The sequence below is a fragment of the Microcella daejeonensis genome, assembly GCF_026625045.1.
Taxonomy (GTDB): Bacteria; Actinomycetota; Actinomycetes; order Actinomycetales; family Microbacteriaceae; genus Microcella; species Microcella daejeonensis.
The window spans coordinates 1,612,832-1,635,638 of record NZ_CP113089.1 but is presented as its reverse complement, the minus strand read 5'-3'; the positions used below and the strand labels follow the sequence as shown (position 1 = coordinate 1,635,638).

Genomic DNA, 22,807 nt, shown 5'->3' with positions numbered 1-22,807 from the left:
GTGTCGGCACTTGAGGGGACATTTTGTACCCCGTTTAGGGTTCGCGGGATCCTCAGCGGTGGGCGTACTGTTCTGATGTCTCGGTCTGCCACCCGACTTCTCATCGCCACCCGAAATGCGATGAGGCCGAGACGAGAAGGACACCCCCATGCCCTCGTCGCCCGCTGTTCCGTCGCGCCCGAACGCCCTCCCTCCCACCCGCAAGCGCCAATGGGGCGCTGAGAAGCGCACCACCCCGCTGCCGATCGTGCACCCCCGGCCGAGCGACCGCCGCATCGCCCTCGCCCGCATGGCGATCGTCGCGACCGTCGCCTTCTGGGCCGTCTACGTCGTGTACACGGTCATCGCCGAGTTCCTCAACAACGGCACCCAGAGCTTCGCCTTCACCACCCAGGCGATCTCGTACGTCGTCGTCGTCACGTTCCTGACCTTCTCGGCGCTCATGTACCTGATCGCCCGTCACGGAGCCCTCCAGCGGTTCCGCGCCCATGTGCGCACGCCCCGCGCCGAGCTCGACCGGCACTTCGCCGATCGCTCGACCGCGATGACCGTGCTCGTGCCCTCCTACGCCGAGGAGCCCGACGTGGTCGCGACCACCCTGTGGTCGGCCGCCCTGCAGGAGTACCCGAACCTGCGCGTGGTGCTGCTCGTCGACGACCCGCCCCACCCCACCGAGCCGCTCGTCGCCGCCCGGCTCGAGGCGACCCGCGCCCTCTCCACCACGATCACCGAGGCCCTCGCCCTGCCGGGGGGCCGGTTCCGGGATGCTCTGCTGCAGCGCGAGGTGGCCGGCACCGACGACCTCGACGACGCCGAGGTGGCCGAGGTCATCGGGCACTTCCGCTGGGCGGTGCGCTGGATCGACCAGCGGATCGCGGAGCACACCGTCTCGGACCACGTGGACGTCTTCTTCGTCGAGCAGGTTCTCGGCGGGCTGCGTCACGAGCTCGAGCTCACGGGCGACGCGCTCGAGAACGCCCGCCTCGAGGGCTTCGCCCTCACGGCCGCGCACGCCGTGCACCTGATGCGCCGCCTCGCCTGGACCTTCAGCGCCGAGGTCGACGTCTTCGAGCGCAAGCGCTTCGCCGGGCTCTCGCACGAGGCCAACAAGGCCATGAACCTCAACGCCTACATCGGCCTCATGGGCGGCTCGTACGCCTACGAGGAGACCCCCGACGGCACGGTGCTGCGCCCGGTCTCGTTCGGTCAGCCGGCCGACCTGGTCATCCCCGACAGCGACTACCTGCTCACCCTCGACGCCGATTCGATGCTGCTGCGCGACTACTGCCTGCGGCTCGTGCACTCGATGGAGCAGCCCGAGAACGCCCGCGTCGCGGTGACGCAGACGCCGTACTCCTCGTACCGCGGGGCGAGCACGCGCATCGAGCGCCTCGCCGCGGCCACGACCGACATCCAGCACATCCTCCACCAGGGGTTCTCGTACCACAACGCGACCTTCTGGGTCGGCGCGAACGCCGTCATCCGCAAGCGCGCGCTCGACGACATCGTGCAGATCGAGACGAGCGGCGGCTTCACCATCAAGCGCTACGTGCAGGACCGCACGGTGATCGAGGACACGGAGTCGAGCATCGACCTCGGCACCCACGGCTGGACCCTCGTCAACTACCCCGAGCGGCTCAGCTACTCGGCGACGCCGCCCGACTTCGGCTCGCTCGTCATCCAGCGCCGCCGCTGGGCCAACGGCGGTCTGCTCATCCTGCCGAAGTACTTCCGGCAGATCCGCGAGCGCCGCGCCCGCGGCGAGCGCGTCACGAAGACCGAGATCCTGCTGCGCATGAACTACATGAGCTCGATCGCCTGGGCCAGCTTCGGCCTGGTGTTCCTGCTCGCGTACCCCTACGACAGCCGCCTGCTCAGCCCCATGGTGCTGCTCGCCGCCCTGCCGTACTTCATCGCCATGGCCAGCGACCTGCGCTACGCCGGGTACAAGGCCAGCGACGTCTTCCGCATCTACGGCTTCAACCTCATCCTGCTGCCCGTGAACCTCGCGGGCGTCATCAAGTCGATCGAGCAGGCGATCACCTCGAAGAAGATCCCCTTCGCCCGCACGCCCAAGGTGCGCAACCGCACCACGACCCCTCTGCTCTACGTGCTAGCGCCGTATCTGATCATCGCGTTCTCGGTGTTCACCCTCTGGCGCGACGTGCAGGCCGAGAACTGGGGCAACGCGGCCTTCGCCGGGTTCAACGCGATCCTCGCGCTCGCCGCCGTGATCGCCTACATCGGCATCGGCAGCTCGCTCGTCGACATCTTCTACGGCCTCACCAACTGGCTGTACGCGAAGCCCAAGAACCGCACGGGCGCATCCGCGGCCCCGGCCGCCGAGGCGGCGGCCGACTGGCGCACCGTGCTCTACCACGGCGCCATCCACGACCACGCCGCCGACAGCCCCGCCCCGGTGCTCGCCGGCTCGACCGAACGGAAGGCCTCCTGATGCGCGCCGCCGCCACCAGCATCCTCTGGCGCGACGGGCGCCGGCTCTCCCCCTGGCGCCTGCTCGTCGCCCTCGTGCTCGCCAGCGCGGTGGGCTTCTGGGGCTTCATCTCGGTGCAGAACTGGGCGGGGGCATCCACTCTCGAGAACCGGAGCCCGTGGTTCGCCGGCTACGTGGATGCGACCGCGACGCCCGTGTTCGCCTTCGAGGACGTCGAGGAGACCGCGGCGCGCGACATCGTGCTGTCGTTCATCGTCGCCGACCCCGACGAGCCCTGCACGCCGACGTGGGGCACGGCCTACGACCTCGACGAGGCCGCGGCCGAGCTCGACCTCGATCGCCGCCTCGCGCGGGTCGAGCAGCTCGGCGCCGACCTGTCGATCTCGTTCGGCGGGCTGCTGAACGACGAGCTCGCGACGGTCTGCACGAACCCGGCCGAGCTCGTGCGCGCCTACGACCAGGTGATCGAGCGCTACGACGTGTCGACCATCGACCTCGACATCGAGGGCGAGAACCTCACCGACGCGGTCGCCGGGCAGCGCCGGGCCGAGGCCATCGCGACCCTGCAGGAGCGCCGCCGCGCGGCGGGCGACGACCTCGCCGTCTGGCTGACCCTGCCCGTCATCCCCTCGGGCCTCACCGAGGACGGCACGACCTTCGTGCAGCAGATGATCGAGACCGGTGTCGACGTCGCGGGCGTCAACGTCATGACGATGAACTACGGCGAGGCGCGGGAGGAGGGCGAGTCGATGGCCGACGCCTCGATCCGCGCCCTGCAGGCCACGCATCGCCAGCTCGGCATCATCTACGAGCTGGCCGACATCGAGCTCGGCTCGGCGACGCTGTGGCGCAAGATCGGCGCGACGCCGATGCTCGGCCAGAACGACGTCGTCGACGAGGTGTTCACGACGAAGGATGCCGAGGAGCTCAACGCCTGGGCCGTCGAGACGGGCATCGGCCGCATGTCGGTCTGGTCGCTCAACCGCGACGTGCAGTGCGGACCGAACTACGTCGACCTCAGCCGCGTCAGCGACGCCTGCTCCGGCGTGCCGCAGGGCGACGTGCGGTTCGCCGACCTGCTCGCGAAGGGCTTCACCGGCCGTCTCGACAGCGTCGCGGGCGTCGTCACGACCCCCGAGCCGCGCGACCCGAGCGACTTCATCGACGACCCCGAGACCAGCCCGTACCCGATCTGGGACGAGGACAACGCCTACCTCGCCGGCAGCAAGGTCGTCTGGTACCGCAACGTCTACGAGGCCAAGTGGTGGACGAGGGGCGAGCTGCCCGACAACCCCGTGCTCAACGAGTGGGAGGTGCCGTGGACGCTCATCGGCCCCGTGCTCGAGGGCGAGAAGCCGCAGGAGACGCCGACTCTGCCCGAGGGCGCCTACCCCGAGTGGCAGGGCACCGCGGTCTACGACAAGGGCCAGCGCATCCTCTTCGACGGCACCCCCTACGAGTCGAAGTGGTGGAACCAGGGCGACAGCCCCGAGGCCTACGCGGCCGATCCCGACAGCTCGCCGTGGTCGCCCGTGCCGCTCGACGAGGTCGAGGAGCTCGCGGCCGAGTGGGAGGCGACCGGCACGATCGCCGACCGCACGAGCACCGAGGGCGCCGCCGAGTCCGCCGCCGAGGAGGCAGACTGACGCGGGTGAGAGCATCCCGTCGCCGCACCGCCGTCGCGATCGTCATCGCGGCGGCGGTGCTCGCGTCGGCGGCCGTCGTCGCCGTCGTGGCGCTGCCGCCCTCCGATGAGCCGGGGCGCGTCGCCGCCGCACCGCGGGCGACGCTGACACCCGAGGCGCCCGTCGTCTCGGTGCGGGATGCCGCGCTCATCGACCTGCGCAGCGGCGAGCCGCTCGTGCTCGACGGCGTCAACTGGCCCGGCTTCGAGTACGCCTGCATCCAGGGCCGCGGGCACGACGACGGCGGGGCCGAGCCGGCCGCCGTCGAGGCGATGCTCGACTGGGGCGTGACCGCCGTGCGGGTGCCGCTCAACGAGCAGTGCTGGGCCGAGAACCGGCCTGCGGACGCCTTCGGCACCGCGGCCGGCTACCGCGCCGCCGTCGACGCCTGGGTCACGGCGCTCACCGACGCGGGGCTCGTCGTCATCCTCGACCTGCACTGGTCGGCGCCCGACGGCGAGCTCGCCGACGGCCTGCGCGCGATGCCGTCGGCCGCGAGCATCCCGTTCTGGAGCTCGGTGGCCGAGACCTACCGCAAGCACCGCGCGGTGGTCTTCGACCTCTTCAACGAACCCGCCTCGATCTACGACGCCGACGACCGCCTGGTCTTCGAGCTCGACTGGCGCTGCTGGGCCGAGGGGGGATGCACGCCTCCCGTCGAGGCGCTGGGCGAGCCGCTCGGCGGCCGCACCTACCCCGCCGTCGGCATGACCGAGCTGCTCGGCGCCGTGCGCGGGGCCGGAGCGCCGCAGCCCGCCATCCTCGGCGGCCTCGACTACGCGAACGACCTGCGCGGCTGGCTCGACACCGCCCCCGACGACGACCAGCTCATCGCCGGCGCGCACCTCTACCCCGATCAGCGCTGCGCCGACGAGACCTGCTGGAACGCCGAGCTCGCCCCGCTCGCCGAACAGGTGCCGCTGCTCGTGTCCGAGTTCGGGCAGAGCGACGGCGGCGACGACCATCTGCGCCGCGCCTTCGCCTGGTCGCGCGAGAACGCCGACGGAGCGCTCGCCTGGGCCTGGTGGCGCATCGAGGCCGGCGGCGATGAGCAAGATGCCCGCTTCGCGCTCGTCGAGGGCGACGACTTCGCCCCGCGCAGCCCCTCGGGCGCGGCGCTGCGCGAAATGCTCGGCGGGTAGCGGGCTATTCCCCCGCCGCCCGCAGCCCGTCGACGCTCGTGACGGGCAGCCGGCAGACGAAGTCGGTGCACGGGTACGCGGCCGTGCGGCCGCCGGCCGTCGTGCGGCCCTCGAGCAGCTCGAACCCCGCCGCCGCCCACGCCGCGGCGCGGGTCTCGGAGAGGGCCAGTGCGAGCATCCCGTCGCCCTGCGCGTGCCGGGCGTGCACGACGAGCGCGTCGTCGTCGGCCTCCCCCTCGGGCGCGACGACGACGAGCTGCTGCGAGGGCGCGGCGAGCGCCGAGGCGAGCTGCAGGGTCGCCCCGAAGGCGATCGGCCGCTCGAGCGCCGCCGGCAGCTGGGCCGCGACGAGGGCCTCGGCCATCGCGCGGTACGCCTCCTCGGCGGTCAGGCGGTGCAGCAGCAGCGCGGCGCGGGCGATCGCCGACGCCCCGCTCGGCGCCGAGCCCTCGTTGACGTCGTCGACGGTGGCGAGCCCCTGCGCCGCGAGCACGGGGTCCCCGCCGCCCGGCAGCGCGGCCGGCACGCCCGTGCGCTCGCCCGCATGCCGGCAGGCGTCGACGATCGCGCGCGCGGCGACGGCGTAGCGCTCCTCGCCCGTCGTGATGGCGAGCTCGAGCAGTCCGACGGCGAGATCGCCGGCGTCCTCGAGGGTCGCCGCGGCGTCGGATGCCCGCCCGGCCCGGCTCGCCCGCACCAGCCGCATCGCCCCGTCGTCGTCGAGCCGCACGTGCGCGGCGATGAGCTCGTCGGCGACCTCCGCGGCGAGCGCCGCCCCGGCCGGCTCGTCCAGCAGCCGTGACGCGATGGCGAGCGCCCCTATCGCGAGCCCGTTCCACGCGGTGAGCACCTTCTCGTCGAGGGGCGGAGCCGGCTGCGCCGTCCGCCCCTCCGCGTCGAGCGCGTAGTACCCGCCCTCGTTGCGCTCGCCGTCGATGAGGCTCTCGCTGTCCTGCCCCGAGGCGAAGCCGCCCTCGACGCGCATGACGTCGCGCAGGAACCCGATCACGCCGCCGGCGGTCTCGCGGTCGCCGAGGCGCGCGGCGAGCTCGAGCAGCAGCGCGTTGTCGTTGAGCATGCGCTCGTAGTGCGGCTCGCTCCAGTCGCGGCGGGTCGCGTAGCGGAAGAATCCGCCCTCGACGGGGTCGCGCAGGTCGCTCGCGGCGAGGGCGGCGAGGGTGCGGGCGGCGAGCGCTCCGGCCGCGGCATCGCCCGCGAGCCCGCGGCCGTGCAGCATGAGCAGGGCGGGGGCGACGGGGAACTTCGGCGCCCCTCCGAACCCGCCGTGCGCGGAATCCTCGTGGCCGGCGAGCTCGGCGGTCGCCCGGGCGAGGGCGGCGGTCAGCTCGCCGGCGGCGGGCAGCGGGCCGGTCGGGCGGGCGGCGGCCGCGCGCAGGGCATCCTGCAGGCCGGAGGCGCTCTGCAGCACCTCGTCGCGCCGCTCGTGCCAGGCGGCGACGACCGCCTCGACCACCTCGCGGAACGAGGGCATGCCCTGCTGCGCCCGCGGCGGCAGGTAGGTGGCGGCGAAGAAGGCCTGACCCTCGGGCGTCGCGAAGACGGTGAGCGGCCAGCCGAGCTGCTCGGTGAAAGCGCCCGCGGCGGCCATGTAGGCGGCGTCGACCTCGGGATGCTCCTCCCGATCGACCTTGACGCTGACGACCCGCTCGGCGAGCCACTCCCCCACCGCCGGGTCGGCGAAGGTCTCGCGGGCCATGACGTGGCACCAGTGGCACGTCGCGTAGCCGATCGACACCATGACAGGGACGTCGCGCCGGCGCGCCTCGGCGAAGGCCTCCGCGCTCCACGGCCACCAGTCGACCGGGTTGCCGGCGTGCGAGCGCAGGTAGGGGCTGACGGCGTTCTCGAGCCTGGATGCCATACGGTCAGCCTATGAGCGACGCCTCCGCGACCACCCCGAACCCTCTCGCCGTCACCGTCATCGGCGGCCCGACCGCCGTGCTCGAGTGGGGCGGGCTGCGCATCGTGACCGACCCCACCTTCGACGCCCCGCGCTCGTACGGCGACGGCGACGACGCGCTCGTCAAGACGGCGGGCCCGGCGATCGCGGCCGCCGACCTCGGCCGGCTCGACCTCGCCCTCGTGTCGCACCACCACCATCCCGACAACCTCGACGATTCGGGTCGCGCGCTCGCACTAAGCCTGCCGCTCGTCGTCACGACCCCCGCGGGGGCCGCCGCGCTCGCCGACGTCGGCGACGCCACCACCGACTCGGTCGCCGTCGCCGCGCGCGTCATCGGCGCCGGCGACGACGAGGTGGTCGAGCTCGACGACGCCGCGCTCGTGGGCGCCGAGGTGGCGGGGCGGGCTCCGGCCGGGGCGCGTCTGCACGCGCTGCCCGCGCAGCACGGGCCGGAGGAGCTGCAGAGCCGGCTCGGGCCGGTCTGCGGGTTCCTGCTCGAGGCGCCGGGGCATCCCACCGTCTACGTCTCGGGCGACAACTCCTCCGTCGCGGTGGTCGAGGGCATCGCCGCCCGTCACCCGAGTGTGGATGCCGCTCTCCTGTTCGCCGGAGCCGCCCGCGTCGACGCCATCGACGCCGCCCTCACGCTCACCGCCGCCGACGCCCGCGCGGCCGCCGAGGCCCTCGGCGTGCGCCGCGTCGTGGCGCTGCACGTGGACCAGTGGCAGCACTTCAGCGAGGATCTCGCCGCCGTCGAGCGGGAGTTCGCCGGGCTCGACTCCCCGGCCGGCGGGCCGCTGCTCGCGGCGACGCCGCACGGCGAGCGCGTCGAGCTCGCGCTCTAGCCGAGCGCCCGCCGCGCATCCCGCCGACGAGGAACGGCCCGGGTCTCCCCGGGCCGCTCCTCGTGCTGGCGCTCCGCGATGCGGAGCCCGACTCCTAGAAGTCGGTGTTGTCGGGGTGCGCGCCGACGCGCAGATCCTTGTCGGCGGCGGCGATCGTCGCCAGCTCCTCGGCCGAGAGCTCGAAGTCGAAGACGTCGGCGTTCTGCACCATGCGCTCCTTCTTCGTCGTCTTCGGGAACACGATGAGGCCCTCCTGCAGGTGCCAGCGGATGGCGACCTGCTGCACGCTCTTGCCGTGCCGCTCGGCGATCTCGGTGAGACCGGGCAGCTCGGCGAGCTCGTACTTGCCCTGGCCGAGCGGGCCCCACGACTCGGTGAGGGTGCCGCGCGGCTCCTGGAACGCGCGCAGCTCGCGCTGCTGGAAGGCCGGGTGCAGCTCGATCTGGTTGACCACGGGGGCGACGCCGGTGGCCGCGTCGATGTCCTCGAGGTGCTTCTGCATGAAGTTCGAGACGCCGATCGAGCGGGCCTTGCCGGTCTCGCGCAGCTCGACGAGGGTCTGCCACGACTCCACGTGCTTGCCGTGCTTCGGCGAGGGCCAGTGGATCAGGTAGAGGTCGACGTAGTCGAGGCCGAGCTTCTGCAGCGAGAGGTCGAGCGCGGCGCGCGCCGAGTCGGTTCCCTGATCGCTGTTCCAGAGCTTCGTGGTGATGAAGAGCTCCTCGCGCGGGATGCCCGACTTCGCGATGGCGCGCCCGACGCCCTCCTCGTTCTTGTAGATCATCGCCGTGTCGATGTGGCGGTAGCCGACGGCGAGGGCGTCCGTGACGATGCGCTCGGCCTCATCGGGGTCGACGAGGAATACGCCGAGGCCCAGCTGCGGGATGCTGCGGCCGTCGTTGAGGGTCAGATGCGGGGTGGGGATCGCGTCAGTCATAAGACCATCGTCCCACCCGACCGTCGGCGGGCATCCAGGCGACGGTCAGGATGCCGCGCTCATGCCCGCGGGACCTCGCGCTCCTCGGGGCCGTCGTAGAGGCTCAGCGGGCGGATGAGCGCGTTGGCGGAGAGCTGCTCCATGACGTGCGCCGTCCACCCGGTGATGCGCGCGGCGATGAACAGCGGCGTGAACATCTCGGTGTCGAAGCCCATCAGGTTGTAGGCCGGCCCCGAGGGGTAGTCGAGGTTCGGCTTGATGCTCTTCGCGGCGTCCATGGCCTGCTCGAGCGCCTCGTAGAGCGCGAGCACCTCGGGGCGGTCGTAGTGCTCGACGAGGGTGCCGAGGGCCCGCTTCATAGTGGGAACCCGCGAGTCGCCGTTCTTGTAGACGCGGTGCCCGAAGCCCATGATCTTGCGCTTCTCGGCGAGAGCGGCATCCAGCCACGCCTGCGCGCCCGCGGCCTCGCCCACCTCTTCGAAGACGTGCTGCACGGCCTCGTTGGCCCCGCCGTGCAGGGGGCCCTTGAGGGCGCCGATCGCGCCCGTGACCGCCGAGTAGACGTCGCTGAGCGTCGAGGCGATGACGCGCGCGGTGAACGTCGAGGCGTTGAAGGAGTGCTCGGCGTACAGGATCATCGACACGTCGAAGGCATCGACGACGACCTTCTCGGGCACCTCGCCGAAGGTCATGTGCAGGAAGTTCGCCGAGTACGCCAGGTCGTCGCGCGGCTCGACGAGGTGCTCGCCCCGCAGCCGGCGCTGGGCGTAGGCGACGATCGCCGGCAGCTGCGCGAACAGGCGGATGCTGCGCTCCTGCGTGAGGTCGTGATCGATCCACGTGCGATCGGTCTGCAGCGTGCCGTCGAGGGCCCCGAGCACGCTCACGGCCGTCCGCACGACGTCCATCGGGTGCGCCTCGAGCGGGAGCGCGTCGATCGCGTCCTTGACCGTCCCGTCGAGCGGCCGGAGCGAGCGCTCGAGCTCCTGGAACTCGAGCGCCTGGGCCTCGGTCGGCAGCTCGCCGTGCCACAGGAGGTAGGCGACCTCCTCGAAGGTGCAGCGCTCGGCGAGCTGCTGCACGGGGTAGCCGCGGTAGAGCAGCGAGTTGGTCTCAGGGTTCACCTTCGACACGGCGGTGCGGTCGACGACGACGCCGGCCAGGCCTTTGCGGATCTCTTCGGTCATGCGGGGTGCTCCTTCGCGAGGCGGTGCGGGCTTCGGGGGCGTGCGGAGGGCCTAGCGGCCGGTGTAGGTGAAGATGCTCGAATCGAACGAGTTGTACGCCTCGTAGTCGAGCAGCTCGTAGAGCCTGCCTCGAGTCTGCATGCCCTCGACCTCCCCGTCGAGGGTTCCGGTCTCGAGCAGGGCGTCCAGCCCCCGCTCGATCGCGCCGAAGGCGATGCGCAGCAGCGAGACGGGGTGGATCACGAGGTCGACGCCGACGTCGGCGAGCTCGGCGTGGGTGAACAGCCGGCTCTTGCCGAACTCGGTCATGTTGGCGAGGATCGGCACGTCGACGGCCGCGCGCATCGCCGCGAACTCCTCGAGCGTGCCCATGGCCTCGGGGAAGATCGCGTCGGCGCCCGCGTCGACGAGCGCCTTGGCACGGTCGGTCGCGGCGTCGAGCCCCTCGACCCCGCGGATGTCGGTGCGCGCCATGATCACGAGCTGGTCGTCGCGGCGCGCATCCACCGCCGCCTTGATGCGCTGCACGGCGGTCTGGCCGTCGACGACCTGCTTGCCGTCGAGGTGGCCGCAGCGCTTGGGGTTGACCTGGTCCTCGATGTGCAGGCCGGCGACGCCCGCATCCTCCAGCTCGTGCACCGTGCGGGCGACGTTCATGGGCTCGCCGAAGCCGGTGTCGGCGTCGACGAGGGTGGGCAGGTCGCTCATGCGGCTGATCTGGTGGGCGCGCTGGGCGACCTCGGTGAGCGTCGTGAGGCCGATGTCGGGCAGGCCGAGCTCGGCGGCCATGACGGCGCCCGAGATGTAGGCGCCGTGGAAGCCCTTCTCCTGGATGAGCCGCACGCTCAGCGGCGTGAAGGCTCCCGGCAGGATCTGCAGGGTGCTGCTGGCGAGCCCGGCGCGGAAGGCGCGGCGCCGCTCGGTGGGCGTGGAGGTGGTCGACAGCATCAGAAGATCCCCTTCGCGCTGGTGGGCAGCGCCGCGATCGGCGTGATGGTGAGGCCGCCGAGCTCGGCGGCGGTCAGCTCGGGAAGGCGCTGCGCGACGTCGAGGAACCGCTCGATCTCCGCAGGCGCCAGGATGCCCTCCGCGAGCATGCGGAACTTCGCCACGTACTCGGCCCGCCCGAAGGGCCGCGCGCCGAGGGGGTGCGCGTCGGCGACGGCGATCTCGTCCACCACCCGCTCGCCGTTCGTCAGCTCGATCTCGATGCGGCCGCCGAAGGCCTTCTCGCTGATGTCGAGCGAGTGGTACCGGCGGGTCCACTCGGCGTCCTCCGTCGTGGTGATCTTCTGCCACAGCGCGACGGTGTCGGGCCGCGCGGCGCGCTCGGGAGCGTAGGAGTCGACGTGGTGCCAGCCGCCGTCCTGCAGCGCGACGGCGACGATGTACGGGATGGAGTGGTCGAGCGTCTCGCGGCTGGCGGTCGGGTCGTACTTCTGCGGGTCGCCCGCTCCCGAGCCGATGACGTAGTGGGTGTGGTGGCTGGTGTGCAGCACGATGCTCGCGATGTTCGCGGGGTCGCGCAGCTCGGGGCGCGCCGTGCCGAGGCGGCGGGCGAGGTCGATCCAGGCCTGGGCCTGGTACTCGGCCGAGTGCTCCTTCGTGTACGAGTCGAGGATGGCGACGAGCGGCTCGCCCGCGTCGGGCAGGGGCACCTCGTAGCGGGCCTCGGGGCCGCCGAGCATCCAGGCGATGACGCCGTCCTCGCCCTCGTAGATGGGGCTCGGGCTGGTCTGACCGCGCATGGCCCGGTCGACGGCCTCGACGGCCATCTTGCCGGCGAAGGCGGGGGCGTGCGCCTTCCAGGTGCTGATCTCGCCCTTGCGCGACTGGCGGGTGGCGGTCGTGGTGTGCAGGGCCTGGCCGATGGCCTGGAAGATGGTGGCCTCGTCGAGGCCGAGGAGGGTGCCGATGCCGGCGGCGGCGCTGGGGCCGAGGTGGGCGACGTGGTCGATCTTGTGCTCGTGCAGGCAGATCGCCTTGACGAGGTCGATCTGGATCTCGTAGCCGGTGAGGATGCCCCTCAGCAGCTCGGCGCCGCTGCGGCCCGCGTGCTGGGCGACGGCGAGGATGGGCGGGATGTTGTCGCCGGGGTGCGAGTAGTCGGCCGCGAGGAAGGTGTCGTGGTAGTCGAGCTCGCGCACGGCGACGCCGTTCGCCCAGGCGGCCCACTCGGGGCTGAAGCGGGCGTCGGCGGCGGTGCCGAAGACCGTGGCGCCGGGCCGGTAGGGGTGCGCTTCGGCCTGCGTGCGGGCGGCGATGACGGGGGCCCGGTGGATGCTCGCGGCGGCGACGCTGGCGTTGTCGATGACCCGGTTGATGACCATGTCGACGGCCCGGTCGTCGAGCGGTCGCGCGGTGTCGGCGGCGAGGGCGGCGAGCTTGCCGGCGAGCTGCTCGGCGACGGGCAGCTCCTCGGAGCTCTTGTAGGTGCGGACGGCGTGGGTCTTCATGGGGTCTCCTTCAGGTGGCGCAGGATGCTCGTGAGGGCGTGGTGCAGGTGCAGGTGCGTGGCGTGGGCGGCCCGCTCGGCGTCGCCGTCGGCGATGGCGTCGGCGATGGCGGCGTGCTCGCGGGCGGAGGCGGCGAGGCGCTCGTCGTCGTCGCGCGCGAGGCGGCGCACGCGGGCGAGGTGCACGCGGGCGCCGGCGGTGGCGGCCGCGAGGTACGGGCTGTGCGCGGTGGCCTCGTCGAGGGCGGCGTCGAACTCGGCGACGAGCGCGTAGTAGCCGTGGCGGCCCTCGTCGTCGGCGGCGGCGAGCGCCGCGGGGTCGACGGCGGTGAAGCGGGCGGCGAGTCGGCGCAGGGTCGCGCGCTGGGCCTCGTCGGCGGAGGCCGCGGCGACGCGGGCCGACTGCTCGTCGAGCGCGCGGCGCAGGGTGAAGAGGGCGATGACGTCGTCGGCGTCGATGCTGCTGACGACGAGGGTGCGGGGGCCGCGCTCGGTGACGAGTCCTTCGGCGACGAGCCGGGCGAGCGCCTCGCGCACGGGCGTGCGGCTGACGCCGAGCCGGGCGGCCTGCTCGGTCTCGGTGAGGGATGCGCCGGGAGCGAGCACGCCCTCGATGATCTCGGCGCGGAGGGCGCGGTGGACGCGCACGGCGGAGCTCTCGGACCGCGCGGCGTAGCGCTCCCCCGGCACCCCTCCCGATGCGGGAGCGCTCGTCGCCGCTTCTCTCGCTACCACCCTCCCAATGTATACATTGGCGACGCTCTCGTCGAGACCGGCGCCAGTTCCTGCGCCTTTCGTATACACCAGCAGCCATCGCCGTCGAGCTCGTCGGGGTGCGGGGCGGGCTCGAGCCCGGCGCTCGCCTCGGTGCCGAGGTCGTCGTACCCTGCGGGCTCGCGCAGCGCGACGAGCCGGTCGACGAGAGCCTGCAGCGCGCCGATGAGGCGCGGGCTCAGGCGGTACAGCCGCGTCGTCATGTCGCGCTCGCACTCGATGAGCCCGGCCCGCGCGAGCAGCTGCAGGTGCTTCGATGCGCTCTCGCGCGCGATCCGGAAGCTCGACCCGATCTCGTCGGCGATCTCCCCGGCCGTGGCGGGCCCGCTGGCGAGCACCTCCACGATGCGCCAGCGGATCGGACTGCCGAGCAGGGCGAGCGTCGCGGCATGGGTCATTCAGCGATTGTCATCAGTCGCCGGCCCGCGACGAGGTCTTGACTCGCGAACGGTGGAGGAAGCGCGCCTGGATGCGGCGGGGACGAGGCGCGGGCGGCGGGCGCGAGACGCAGACGCCAGCCGCGGGCGCGAGGCGCAGGCGCGAGCGGCGGGCGCGAGCCGCATGCGCCGACAGCGGAGTCGATCTCGTCGGATGGAGCTATCGACTTCGGCCGCCGAACGACGCGATCCCGCCTCCGGCGGGGCGGCGGTTTCCTCGCACCGAATGTGCGCTCAAGGCTCCGGAGCCTTGAGCGCACATGACCACGGAGGAAGAACCCGCGGCGCATCGAGAGGGGGGCGGAGCGGGTCTCGGGGGGCGGCAGAGGGCGGGAGTGCCAGCCGCCGGGAGGCGGGGGCGCGGCTCGGTGGAACGAGAGTGCCGTCGAGGCGAGCGCGCTACCTTCACCCCAGGCGGCGGATGGGGTCAGCGGAAGCGGCGGCCCTCGTCGCGGCGGTAGAGCCAGAGGGCGAGCGCCGCAGCAGCGAGCGTCCAGAGGAGGACGCCCGCGAGCATCCACCCGTCAGGGGCCGTGCCGTCGACCGCGGCGATGACCAGTTCGCGCGCGTGCCGGGAGGGCAGGGCGCGCGAGATCGCGTCGAGCCAGTCAGGGAAGAACTGGGGAGGGAAGAAGAGTCCGCCGGCGAAGGCGAAGCCGAACATTCCGACCTGGATGACCGCGATCGCCGCCTTCGAGGGGAACGCGTAGCCGATCGAGGCGCCCAGCAGCAGGAACGGGACGCTCGTCGCCGCGAGCACCAGCAGCCCGAGCGCGAGTCCGGCCGCGCTCACCGCGGCCTCCGTCGCGAGGGCGCCCACGATGAGCACCGGCACCATCGAGGCGAGGCTCAGCACGCTCGTCGCCGTCAGCTGAGCGCCGATGCGCACCGCCGCCGGCAGAGGCAGCGTGCGCAGGTACGGATCCCAGGGCTTCTCGCGGTTCTCCGCGATCGTGAGCCCCAGGTTGAACAGCGCGCTCACCAACACCGCGAACACCGACAGCGAGATGACCGCCTGCGTCGCGAGAACCGGATCCTCCGCCACCGCGCGGTTCGGCACCACGAAGAACAGCAGCGACATCGCCGGGAAGACCATCGAGCCGATGATCGCGATCGGCACCCGCATGGTCTCGATGAGCAGGGCGCGCAGATGCACGCCGAACAGGCGGGCCGCCGGCACGGGGCGCGCGGCGACGGGGGCGGCAGCGGGAGCGGAGGTGCTCATGAGCTCATCTCCTCGAGAGCGGAACGGGACGGATCGGTGAGCGAGAGGAACGCCTCCTCCAGGCTCGCGCCCCGCACCTGCAGGCGCTCGAAGGGCAGAGCGGAGGCGACGAGGGCGCGGACGAAGGCGTCGGAGTCGGCGACCGTGAGCGCGAGCCGCTCACCCTCCCCGGGCTCGGCGAGGAGCACGCCGTCGAGGGCGGCGACCGCCGCCGCGCTCGACGTGCGGAGGGAGACTACGCTGGAATCGACCCTTGCGCGCACGGCGTCGAGACCGTCGTCGACGAGGATGCGCCCGCGGTCGATCACGACGACGCGCTCCGCGAGCGCCTCGATCTCCTCGAGGTAGTGGCTGGTCACGACGACCGTCGCGCCGTCGGCCCGATGGCGCCGGATCGCCGCCCAGAGGCCGTGCCGGGCATCCACGTCGAGACCCGTCGTCGGCTCGTCGAGCAGCACCAGCCGCGGGCGCCCCGCGAACGCCAGCGCCACCGCGATGCGGCGCTTCTGCCCGCCCGAGAGGGAGCCGCACTGGCGGCGCAGCAGATCGGTGAAGCCGAACTCCTCGGCGAGCTGCGCCGTCGGCGCGCGATCGGCGAAGTGCGCCGCCACGAGGTCGACGACCTCGGCGACGCGCAGGGTGTCGGGCAGCGCCGTCTCCTGCGGGGTGCTGCCGAGCTCGGCGCGGACGCGCGGGCGGACGGGGTCGCCGCCGAAGAGCTCGACGGTTCCGGAACTGGGACGCCGACGACCCTGCAGCAGGGTGATGAGCGTCGACTTGCCGGCGCCGTTCGGGCCGAGGAGCCCGAGGATCTCGCCGGAGCGGATCTCGAGGCTGACGTCGTCGAGAGCGAGCTGCTCGCCGAAGCGGCGGCTCACGCGATCGAGGCGGGCGAGGGTCGTCATGGGGTTCCTCCGAGCAGTGATCGCAGCGAATCGGTGTAGTCCTCGAACGCCCGACGGCCGCGCCGGGTCAGGGCGACGTCGGTGACGGGGGTGCGGCCGCGGTGGGCCTTGACGACGGCGACGTACTCGGCCTCCTCGAGCTTGCGCAGGTGGGTGGAGAGGTTGCCGGCCGTCATGTCGAGCAGCTCCTGCAGTCGGGGGAAGGTGATCGTGTCGCCCTCGTCGAGGCCGGCGAGCGTCGCCGTGATGCGCAGGCGCGCCGCGGCATGGATGACCGGATCGAGCTCGGTCACGACGAGCGCCGGCGCAAGGAGAGGCGCATGACGATGCCGGCGACCACCAGCGACCCGCCGCCGAGCAGCGCCATCACCAGGTTGTTGGTCGGAGCGCCGAAGAATGCGGCGATGACGCTCGTGAGGACGATGAGGGCCCCCAGCACGAGCTGCTCGGTCGAGCGCCAGAGGGCCGCGCCCATGAGGTACATCAGACCGATCAGCACGCCGAAGGCGGAGGGCAGGTACAGGGAGACGAGCGCCTGATCCGCTCCCGCCCGAGCAAGGGCGATACCGATGAGATAGGTCGCGGCGAACCCCGCGAACCACGTGATGCCGTAGACGGCGCCGCTGAAGTTCGACGGGCCGCGCACGCCGCGGCTGATGCGGGTGACCGAGATCACGGTGACGCCCGAGGCGGCGAGCAGCGCGAGCCCGTAGATCGTGGCGGCGACACCCAGCGGGATGCGCAGCCAGGGATTGCCGCCCTCGTAGCCCGACCACAGGGCGAGGAAGCCGATGAACCACGAGACCCCCCACGCGACGAGCACCCACGGGATGCCCCCGAGCTGCCGCTGCGCGACCGTGCGCTGCTGCTCGCGGATCAGCGCGAGCGCCTCATCGGGGCCGCCCAGCGGCAGGTCGTCGGAGCGGGTGTCGGAGTCCATGGTTACTTTGTAATGCAAAGTTGTTTGCGCGTCAAGAGATTCGAGTGCGGGCACGGGCGCGCGGGCGGACGCGCAGGAGCGCGGGCTGCAGGCGGGCGGGAGCGCGGGCGGCCCGGCATAGACTGGAATGCTCATGACTTCGCCCGAGAGCGGCCCCGCGCCGCGCATCCCGACCCTGCAGATCAGGTACCCGCCCGACCTGCCGGTGTCGCAGCGGCGCGACGACATCGCCGCCGCCATCCGCGACCACCAGGTCGTCATCGTCGCGGGCGAGACCGGCTCGGGCAAGACGACGCAGCTGCCGAAGATCCTGCTCGAGCTCGGGCGGGAGCGCATCGCGCACACCCAGCCGCGCCGCATCGCCGCGCGCACGATCGCCGAGCGCGTCGCCGAGGAGCTCGGCACCGAGCTCGGCGGGCTCGTCGGCTACAAGGTGCGCTTCACCGACCAGGTCGGCCGCGACACCCGCGTCACCCTCATGACCGACGGCATCCTGCTCGCCGCCCTCCGCGGCGACCGGCAGCTCGAGAACTACGACGCGATCATCATCGACGAGGCGCACGAGCGCAGCCTCACCATCGACTTCCTGCTCGGCTACCTCAAGCAGCTGCTGCCGCGTCGCCCCGACCTCAAGGTCATCATCACCTCCGCGACGATCGACCCCGAGAGCTTCGCCGCGCACTTCGCGGCCGCCGACGGATCCCCCGCGCCGATCATCGAGGTCAGCGGGCGCACCTTCCCCGTCGAGGTGCGGTACCGGCCGCTCGTCCCCGACGCGGTCGACCCGGGCGGCAGCGCCGACGCCGACGACGACGCCGACACGGACGGCCCCGCGACCCCCGGCGACGCGATCGACATGATCGAGGGCGTCATCGCCGCGGTCGACGAGCTCGGCCGCGAGGGCGACGGCGACGTGCTCGTCTTCTTCAGCGGCGAGAACGAGATCCGAGACGCGGCGGATGCCCTGCGCGGGCATCTGCAGCGTCAGGGTGCGCGCGGCGCCGCCACCGAGGTGCTGCCGCTCTACGGCCGGCTCAGCGCGGCCGAGCAGCACCGGGTCTTCGAGCGCGCACCCGGCGGCGTGCGGCGCCGCATCGTGCTGGCGACGAACGTCGCCGAGACGAGCCTCACCGTGCCGGGCATCCGCTACGTCGTCGACACCGGCACCGCCCGCATCAGCCGGTACTCCGCGCGGGCGAAGGTGCAGCGGCTGCCCATCGAGCCGATCTCGCAGGCGAGCGCGAACCAGCGCTCGGGCCGCTCCGGCCGCACGAGCGACGGCATCGCCATCCGGCTGTACTCGCAGCTCGACTACGAGAAGCGGCCCGAGTACACCGACCCCGAGATCCTGCGCACGAACCTCGCGGCGGTCATCCTGCAGATGATCTCGCTCGGGCTCGGCGACATCGAGAGGTTCCCGTTCCTGCAGCCGCCCGATAAGCGCGGAATCAAGGACGGCCTCGAACTGCTGCTCGAGCTGGGCGCCGTCACGCAGCAGAACGGCGAGAACCGCATCACCCGCATCGGCCGCGACATCGCGCAGCTGCCGCTCGACCCCCGCTACGGCCGCATGGTCGTCGAGGCGGGCAAGCACGGTGTCGCCCGCGAGGTCATGGCGATCGTCGCGGGGCTCTCCATCCAGGATCCACGAGAGCGGCCCGTCGAGAAGCGCGAGCAGGCGGATGCCCTGCACAACCGCTTCCGCGACCCCACGAGCGACTTCATCACCCTGCTGAACCTCTGGAACCACCTGCAGAAGAGGCAGAAGGAGCTCAGCGGCAACCAGTTCCGCAAGGAGGTGAGGGCTGAGTACCTCAACTACCTGCGCATCCGCGAGTGGCAGGACGTGTACCGGCAGCTCACGAGGCAGTCGAAGCAGCTACGCCTGACCGTCGGTGAGCCCTCGACGGACGCCGACGCCATCCATCGCTCGCTCCTCGCCGGCCTGCTCAGCCACATCGGCATCAAGGACGCCGAGAAGCGCGACTACCTCGGCGCCCGCCAGCGCCGCTTCGTGCTCTTCCCCGGCTCCGGCCTCGCGAAGAAGCAGCCGACCGCCGTCATGGCCGCCGAGCTCGTCGAGACGAGCCGGCTCTTCGCCCGCACCGTCGCCGTCATCGACCCGGCCTGGGCCGAGCCGCTCGCGGGCGACCTCGTGAAGCGCCAGTTCGGCGAGCCGCGGTGGGAGAAGCGGCAGGGCGCCGCGGTCGCCGACGAGCGCGTCACCCTCTTCGGCGTGCCGATCGTTCCGCGCCGCCGCGTGCAGCTCTCGCGCACCGACCCCGCCCACGCGCGCCACCTCTTCATCCGCCACGCACTCGTCGAGGGCGACTGGGACGTCTCGCGCATGGACAAGCGCCTCACCGCGTTCCTGCGCGAGAACGCCCGTGTGCGGCGCGAGCTCGAGCAGCTGGAGGAGCGCGCGCGGCGCCGGGACATCCTGCTCGACGACGAGCGGATCGTCGACTTCTTCGATGCGCGCATCCCCCAGGACGTCACCGACGTGCGCCGCTTCGAGCGGTGGTGGCGGGATGCCCGGCAGGAGCATCCCGACCTGCTCACCCTCAGCCGGGACGACCTCGTCGAGCCCGAGCAGCTGCCCGAGCACGACGAGGGCGCCTACCCGACCCGCCTCACGCTCGGCGACCAGACGCTGAGCGTCGGCTACCGCTTCGAGCCGGGAGCGGCCGACGACGGCGTGACGGTCACCGTTCCCATGCCGCTGCTGCCGCGCCTCGACACCGCGGGCTTCGACTGGCTCGTGCCGGGCCTGCGGCTCGAGCTCGTCGCGGCGCTGCTGAAGTCGCTGCCGAAGGCGATCCGCCGCAACGTCGTGCCGGCGAACGACTGGGCGCAGAAGCTGCTCGCGGCCGTGCCCGAGGGGGCCGACCTGCGCGAGCTGTCGATCACCGAGTTCCTCGCCCGCGAGATCCGCCGCCAGACCTTCACGCCCGTCGAGCCCGACGACTTCGACCTCACGCGCCTGCCCAGCCACCTGCGCATGGGCTACGCCGTGGTCGACGAGCGCGGCGGCCGGCTCGCGCGCGGCACCGACCTCAAGGCCCTGCAGTCGAAGCTCAAGGAGCGCACGCGCGACTCGGTGGCCCGCGTCGCGACCGCCGTGACCAAGAGCCCGCTCGAGCGCGGCGGGCTCACCGCCTGGACCGACGACATCGGGGCGGGCGCGGGCGGCCCGGCGGGCACCCTCCCCCGCATCCTGGATGCCCGCCGCGGCGAGACCACCATCCGCGCCTACCCGGCCCTCGTCGACGAGGGGTCGACCGTCGGCGTGCGCCTGCACGCCACCGCCGCCGACCAGGAGCGCGCCCACCGCGCCGGCGTGCGCCGACTCGTGCAGCTCGGCGTGCCCTCGCCGCTGTCGTACATCCAGCAGCACCTCACCCACACCGAGAAGCTCACCCTCGCGGCCTCCCCGTACCGCTCGACCGCGGCGCTCATCGACGACGCCCTGCGCGCCGTGGTCGACGAGGAGTTGAATGCCGCTACCGGCATACCGTTCGACCGCGTCGCCTTCGAGGCCCTGCGCGATCGCGTCAACGCGGGTCTGCCCGACCGCCTGTTCCGCGTCGTCGGCACGACGGCGCGCATCCTCGCCGCCGCGCGCGAGGCCGACGTCGCGATCGGTCGCGCCTCCTCGCTGGCACTCATGGCGCCGCTCGCTGACGCGCGCGAGCAGCTCAACGCCCTCGTCTTCGACGGATTCCTCAGCCGCACCGGCATCGAGCGGCTCCCCCGCCTCGTCACCTACCTCGGCGGCATCACCCACCGCGTCGAGCGCCTCGCCGAGAACGTCGGCCGCGACCGCACCGCGGGCGCCGAGGTGCAGCAGGCGACCGAGCTGCTGACCCGCGCGGGCGGAACCCTGCCGCTGCCCTCCGACGCCCCGGCCCGCCTCGTCACGGCCCGCTGGATGCTCGAGGAGCTGCGCATCTCGCTCTTCGCGCAGCCGCTCGGCGCGCACGGGCCGATCTCGGTGCAGCGCATCCGCAAGCAGCTCGAGGGCTGACCGCCGCGTCGGCCCGCTGCCAGAACGGTCGGTAGGCTCTACCACCATGCGGTCAGCCACGGGCAGTCATCGAGTGAGACTCATGGTGTTCGCGATCCTGGCCGCCGCGATTCACACAGTCTTGCAGTCCTGGACGATCCTCTCGACCGGCATGGGGTCGTTGAGAGTGTGGTTCGCGCATGATCAGCTCGGGTATCTCGGCATGGTGTCCAATGTCGCCGACGGCCGGATCAATGCCCTCGAGCCCGACACTGAAACGGGGTCGAACACGTATCCGCGGGCTTACTACACGGCGGTCGGCCTGGTCGCACGGGCACTCGACCTCCATCCCGTGCAGGCGTGGAACGGCACCGCCCTAGTGCTTCAGTTCGCCATGGTGGTGGTGCTCGGCATCGCCATGGCGGTGATCTCGCGGCGCACGTGGATGGCGCTGATCGCCCCGGCTCCGTTCCTGGTCGGAAATTTCGCATGGGTCTTCTTCCCCGGCGATTGGTCGATCCCGCTGCAGTCGCACGCCGTTCTGTGGGGACCCTTCTTGGCATTGTTCTCGTTGAACGCCGAAGCAGCCGGCTTGTGCATCGCCGTGATCGCGCTCGCCGCCCTCGCTCTGGTGTGGCTGCGCCCCGCGAGTCCTCGAGCGCGTTGGATCACTTCCGCCGTGAGCGCGGCTGCGATCGGGGGTCTTGCGAACTTCCAGACCTATTCCTTCCTCGCCGCGATCTACACGATCGGCGGCATCCTTGCGGCCACCGAGATCTATCGCCGGCGCAGTATGCCGCTCCTCGTTGCGAGCGCGCTCGCTACCGTCCTGGTCTTCGCCCTCGGCCCTGCCGTGTCCGACGCCGCCGGCCAGCTCCCCACGCTCATGTTCGGTCTCCTGCCGTTTGTGCCCGGATTGCTCGCCATGACCGCATCCACACGCGGGCGCCTGGGCATCTTCGGAATCATCGCGGTGCTCTTCGCGCTCCCTCAGATCGCCATCACGGTGTTCGGGGTGCTGTCCGGCGATCCTTTCTTGACGTTCCGCACGGCGTCGAACGTCGATCTCGGCATCCTCTTCTGGCGGACGATCGTCGCCTCAGGAGTCGCGGCCGTAGGGCTGCTCGCGATCGGGGTCTACGGACTGTGGCGCAAGCAGTCGCCGCTTGTCGGCGCCGGGGCTGGACTCGCGTTCACGATGATCCTCGTCTCCGTGAACGACGTCTGGGGAGCGAACGCCGAGCCGTACCGTCTCTGGATCAACACCTACCTCATCACTCTCGTCGCGATTGCGCTCGGCCTCGCGCTGATGCTGCGCCGCGTGGCTCGCCGGATCCCCCCGAGGCCCGCCGCCGATGGCCTGCGCACCCATCGACGAGCAGTCGCCGCGCTCGCCGCCACCACCCTGATCGCCGCGGTGGCGACCGCGCCGGATTTCTGGTCCTACGCCACCGACGAGCGTCTCGCCGGGGTCTGGAACCCGAACACCGAGCGGGAGCGGGCGCAAGCCGATCTCGCCGCAGAGGCGCAGGACCTCGAGGACGAACTCATCGCCGTCGACCCCTGCGTGGATCCGCGAACGACCAAGGTCAGCAGCAGCGCTCGCATCGCGTACTACCACCTCGGCATGGCATGGCCCGAGGAGTACGAGGCCGTGGCAGCGATCGTGCAGTCGCGACTCAGCGGGCAGTTCGACTTCGAGGCGGCGGAGCAGTCCGGGACCGGGTGGATCCTCACTGACTCATCCTGCGTGCACGACTGGGCGGCCGAGTACGCCGACCGGCTCGAGCTCGTCGACACGCGCGACTACGTCCTCGAGGCGGAGGATCTCTCCGATTCGTTGCTGGCGGATGAGGGCACCGTGTCGCTTTACCGCATCCGAGATTGAGA

General features: G+C 72.1%; 17 protein-coding genes. 6 read left to right on the top strand and 11 right to left on the bottom strand.

The window, feature by feature from the left end:
• Nucleotides 1-148: 148 nt before the first annotated feature.
• The 3 genes from OVN18_RS07955 to OVN18_RS07945 are packed head-to-tail and all read left to right on the top strand — an operon-like array spanning nucleotide 149 to nucleotide 5,282.
• Nucleotides 149-2,455 (top strand): glycosyltransferase family 2 protein, encoded by a 2,307-nt coding sequence (locus tag OVN18_RS07955; protein ID WP_267780174.1) that lies wholly within the window; start codon nucleotides 149-151, stop codon nucleotides 2,453-2,455.
• Entirely contained in the window at nucleotides 2,455-4,101 is a 1,647-nt protein-coding gene (locus OVN18_RS07950) for a chitinase (protein ID WP_267780173.1), read from the top strand. Before OVN18_RS07955 ends, OVN18_RS07950 begins: the two co-directional genes overlap by 1 nt.
• 5 nt (nucleotides 4,102-4,106) lie before the next feature.
• Nucleotides 4,107-5,282, top strand: coding sequence for a glycoside hydrolase family 5 protein (locus tag OVN18_RS07945; RefSeq protein WP_267780172.1), 1,176 nt, complete (start codon nucleotides 4,107-4,109; stop codon nucleotides 5,280-5,282).
• A 4-nt stretch (nucleotides 5,283-5,286) separates the two neighbouring features.
• Here OVN18_RS07945 and OVN18_RS07940 read toward each other — a convergent pair whose 3' ends face one another.
• The gene (locus tag OVN18_RS07940) at nucleotides 5,287-7,164 is read right to left on the bottom strand and encodes a thioredoxin domain-containing protein (RefSeq protein ID WP_267780171.1); all 1,878 of its coding nucleotides are present in this window, start codon (nucleotides 7,162-7,164) and stop codon (nucleotides 5,287-5,289) included.
• Nucleotides 7,165-7,175: 11 nt separating this feature from the next.
• Here OVN18_RS07940 and OVN18_RS07935 point away from each other — a divergent pair, with 11 nt between their 5' ends.
• Nucleotides 7,176-8,051 carry an MBL fold metallo-hydrolase gene (locus OVN18_RS07935; protein WP_267780169.1) on the top strand — a complete coding sequence of 292 codons (876 nt, stop codon included), beginning with the start codon at nucleotides 7,176-7,178 and terminating at the stop codon, nucleotides 8,049-8,051.
• Between the two features lie 94 nt (nucleotides 8,052-8,145).
• On the opposite strand, the gene OVN18_RS07930 is transcribed toward OVN18_RS07935, so the two are convergent.
• The 10 genes from OVN18_RS07930 to OVN18_RS07885 all read right to left on the bottom strand — a co-directional run bounded on the left by OVN18_RS07930 (nucleotide 8,146) and on the right by OVN18_RS07885 (nucleotide 16,911).
• Nucleotides 8,146-8,988: an aldo/keto reductase gene (locus OVN18_RS07930; protein ID WP_267780168.1), complete on the bottom strand. Its 843-nt coding sequence runs from the start codon at nucleotides 8,986-8,988 to the stop codon at nucleotides 8,146-8,148.
• A gap of 59 nt (nucleotides 8,989-9,047) precedes the next feature.
• On the bottom strand, nucleotides 9,048-10,175 hold the full coding sequence (locus OVN18_RS07925; RefSeq protein WP_267780167.1) for a bifunctional 2-methylcitrate synthase/citrate synthase: 1,128 nt from the start codon (nucleotides 10,173-10,175) through the stop codon (nucleotides 9,048-9,050).
• 51 nt (nucleotides 10,176-10,226) lie between these two features.
• On the bottom strand, nucleotides 10,227-11,123 hold the full coding sequence (prpB, locus tag OVN18_RS07920) for a methylisocitrate lyase (RefSeq protein ID WP_267780165.1): 897 nt from the start codon (nucleotides 11,121-11,123) through the stop codon (nucleotides 10,227-10,229).
• On the bottom strand, nucleotides 11,123-12,631 hold the full coding sequence (locus OVN18_RS07915) for an MmgE/PrpD family protein (RefSeq protein WP_267780163.1): 1,509 nt from the start codon (nucleotides 12,629-12,631) through the stop codon (nucleotides 11,123-11,125). Before OVN18_RS07915 ends, prpB begins: the two co-directional genes overlap by 1 nt.
• Nucleotides 12,628-13,365 (bottom strand): GntR family transcriptional regulator, encoded by a 738-nt coding sequence (locus OVN18_RS07910; RefSeq protein ID WP_407666030.1) that lies wholly within the window; start codon nucleotides 13,363-13,365, stop codon nucleotides 12,628-12,630. The genes OVN18_RS07915 and OVN18_RS07910 overlap by 4 nt, the downstream gene beginning before the upstream one ends.
• On the bottom strand, nucleotides 13,359-13,802 hold the full coding sequence (locus tag OVN18_RS07905) for an ArsR/SmtB family transcription factor (RefSeq protein ID WP_267780162.1): 444 nt from the start codon (nucleotides 13,800-13,802) through the stop codon (nucleotides 13,359-13,361). Before OVN18_RS07905 ends, OVN18_RS07910 begins: the two co-directional genes overlap by 7 nt.
• Before the next feature lie 466 nt (nucleotides 13,803-14,268).
• On the bottom strand, nucleotides 14,269-15,066 hold the full coding sequence (locus OVN18_RS07900) for an ABC transporter permease (protein ID WP_267739141.1): 798 nt from the start codon (nucleotides 15,064-15,066) through the stop codon (nucleotides 14,269-14,271).
• Nucleotides 15,063-15,971, bottom strand: coding sequence for an ABC transporter ATP-binding protein (locus tag OVN18_RS07895; protein ID WP_267780161.1), 909 nt, complete (start codon nucleotides 15,969-15,971; stop codon nucleotides 15,063-15,065). Before OVN18_RS07895 ends, OVN18_RS07900 begins: the two co-directional genes overlap by 4 nt.
• Complete coding sequence (locus OVN18_RS07890; protein ID WP_267739139.1) at nucleotides 15,968-16,264, bottom strand: transcriptional regulator; 297 nt, start codon at nucleotides 16,262-16,264, stop codon at nucleotides 15,968-15,970. Before OVN18_RS07890 ends, OVN18_RS07895 begins: the two co-directional genes overlap by 4 nt.
• Nucleotides 16,261-16,911, bottom strand: coding sequence for a hypothetical protein (locus tag OVN18_RS07885; RefSeq protein WP_267780160.1), 651 nt, complete (start codon nucleotides 16,909-16,911; stop codon nucleotides 16,261-16,263). Before OVN18_RS07885 ends, OVN18_RS07890 begins: the two co-directional genes overlap by 4 nt.
• Before the next feature lie 133 nt (nucleotides 16,912-17,044).
• Here OVN18_RS07885 and hrpA point away from each other — a divergent pair, with 133 nt between their 5' ends.
• Together hrpA and OVN18_RS07875 are read left to right on the top strand one after the other, a co-directional pair.
• A complete protein-coding gene (hrpA, locus tag OVN18_RS07880; protein WP_267780158.1) occupies nucleotides 17,045-20,938 on the top strand; it encodes an ATP-dependent RNA helicase HrpA in 3,894 nt (1,297 codons plus the stop codon).
• A gap of 82 nt (nucleotides 20,939-21,020) precedes the next feature.
• Complete coding sequence (locus OVN18_RS07875) at nucleotides 21,021-22,805, top strand: hypothetical protein (RefSeq protein ID WP_267780157.1); 1,785 nt, start codon at nucleotides 21,021-21,023, stop codon at nucleotides 22,803-22,805.
• The last annotated feature ends 2 nt before the right edge of the window (nucleotides 22,806-22,807 follow it).

What these genes read in the sequence shown, in the direction of transcription:
- OVN18_RS07905 (WP_267780162.1), bottom strand. Translation starts at nt 13,802, where the DNA reads ATGACCCATGCCGCGACGCTCGCCCTGCTCGGCAGTCCGATCCGCTGG.
- OVN18_RS07950 (WP_267780173.1), top strand. Translation starts at nt 2,455, where the DNA reads ATGCGCGCCGCCGCCACCAGCATCCTCTGGCGCGACGGGCGCCGGCTC.
- OVN18_RS07930 (WP_267780168.1), bottom strand. Translation starts at nt 8,988, where the DNA reads ATGACTGACGCGATCCCCACCCCGCATCTGACCCTCAACGACGGCCGC.
- OVN18_RS07935 (WP_267780169.1), top strand. Translation starts at nt 7,176, where the DNA reads ATGAGCGACGCCTCCGCGACCACCCCGAACCCTCTCGCCGTCACCGTC.
- hrpA (WP_267780158.1), top strand. Translation starts at nt 17,045, where the DNA reads ATGACTTCGCCCGAGAGCGGCCCCGCGCCGCGCATCCCGACCCTGCAG.
- OVN18_RS07955 (WP_267780174.1), top strand. Translation starts at nt 149, where the DNA reads ATGCCCTCGTCGCCCGCTGTTCCGTCGCGCCCGAACGCCCTCCCTCCC.
- OVN18_RS07885 (WP_267780160.1), bottom strand. Translation starts at nt 16,911, where the DNA reads ATGGACTCCGACACCCGCTCCGACGACCTGCCGCTGGGCGGCCCCGAT.
- OVN18_RS07915 (WP_267780163.1), bottom strand. Translation starts at nt 12,631, where the DNA reads ATGAAGACCCACGCCGTCCGCACCTACAAGAGCTCCGAGGAGCTGCCC.
- OVN18_RS07895 (WP_267780161.1), bottom strand. Translation starts at nt 15,971, where the DNA reads ATGACGACCCTCGCCCGCCTCGATCGCGTGAGCCGCCGCTTCGGCGAG.
- OVN18_RS07875 (WP_267780157.1), top strand. Translation starts at nt 21,021, where the DNA reads ATGGTGTTCGCGATCCTGGCCGCCGCGATTCACACAGTCTTGCAGTCC.
- prpB (WP_267780165.1), bottom strand. Translation starts at nt 11,123, where the DNA reads ATGCTGTCGACCACCTCCACGCCCACCGAGCGGCGCCGCGCCTTCCGC.
- OVN18_RS07940 (WP_267780171.1), bottom strand. Translation starts at nt 7,164, where the DNA reads ATGGCATCCAGGCTCGAGAACGCCGTCAGCCCCTACCTGCGCTCGCAC.
- OVN18_RS07900 (WP_267739141.1), bottom strand. Translation starts at nt 15,066, where the DNA reads ATGAGCACCTCCGCTCCCGCTGCCGCCCCCGTCGCCGCGCGCCCCGTG.
- OVN18_RS07925 (WP_267780167.1), bottom strand. Translation starts at nt 10,175, where the DNA reads ATGACCGAAGAGATCCGCAAAGGCCTGGCCGGCGTCGTCGTCGACCGC.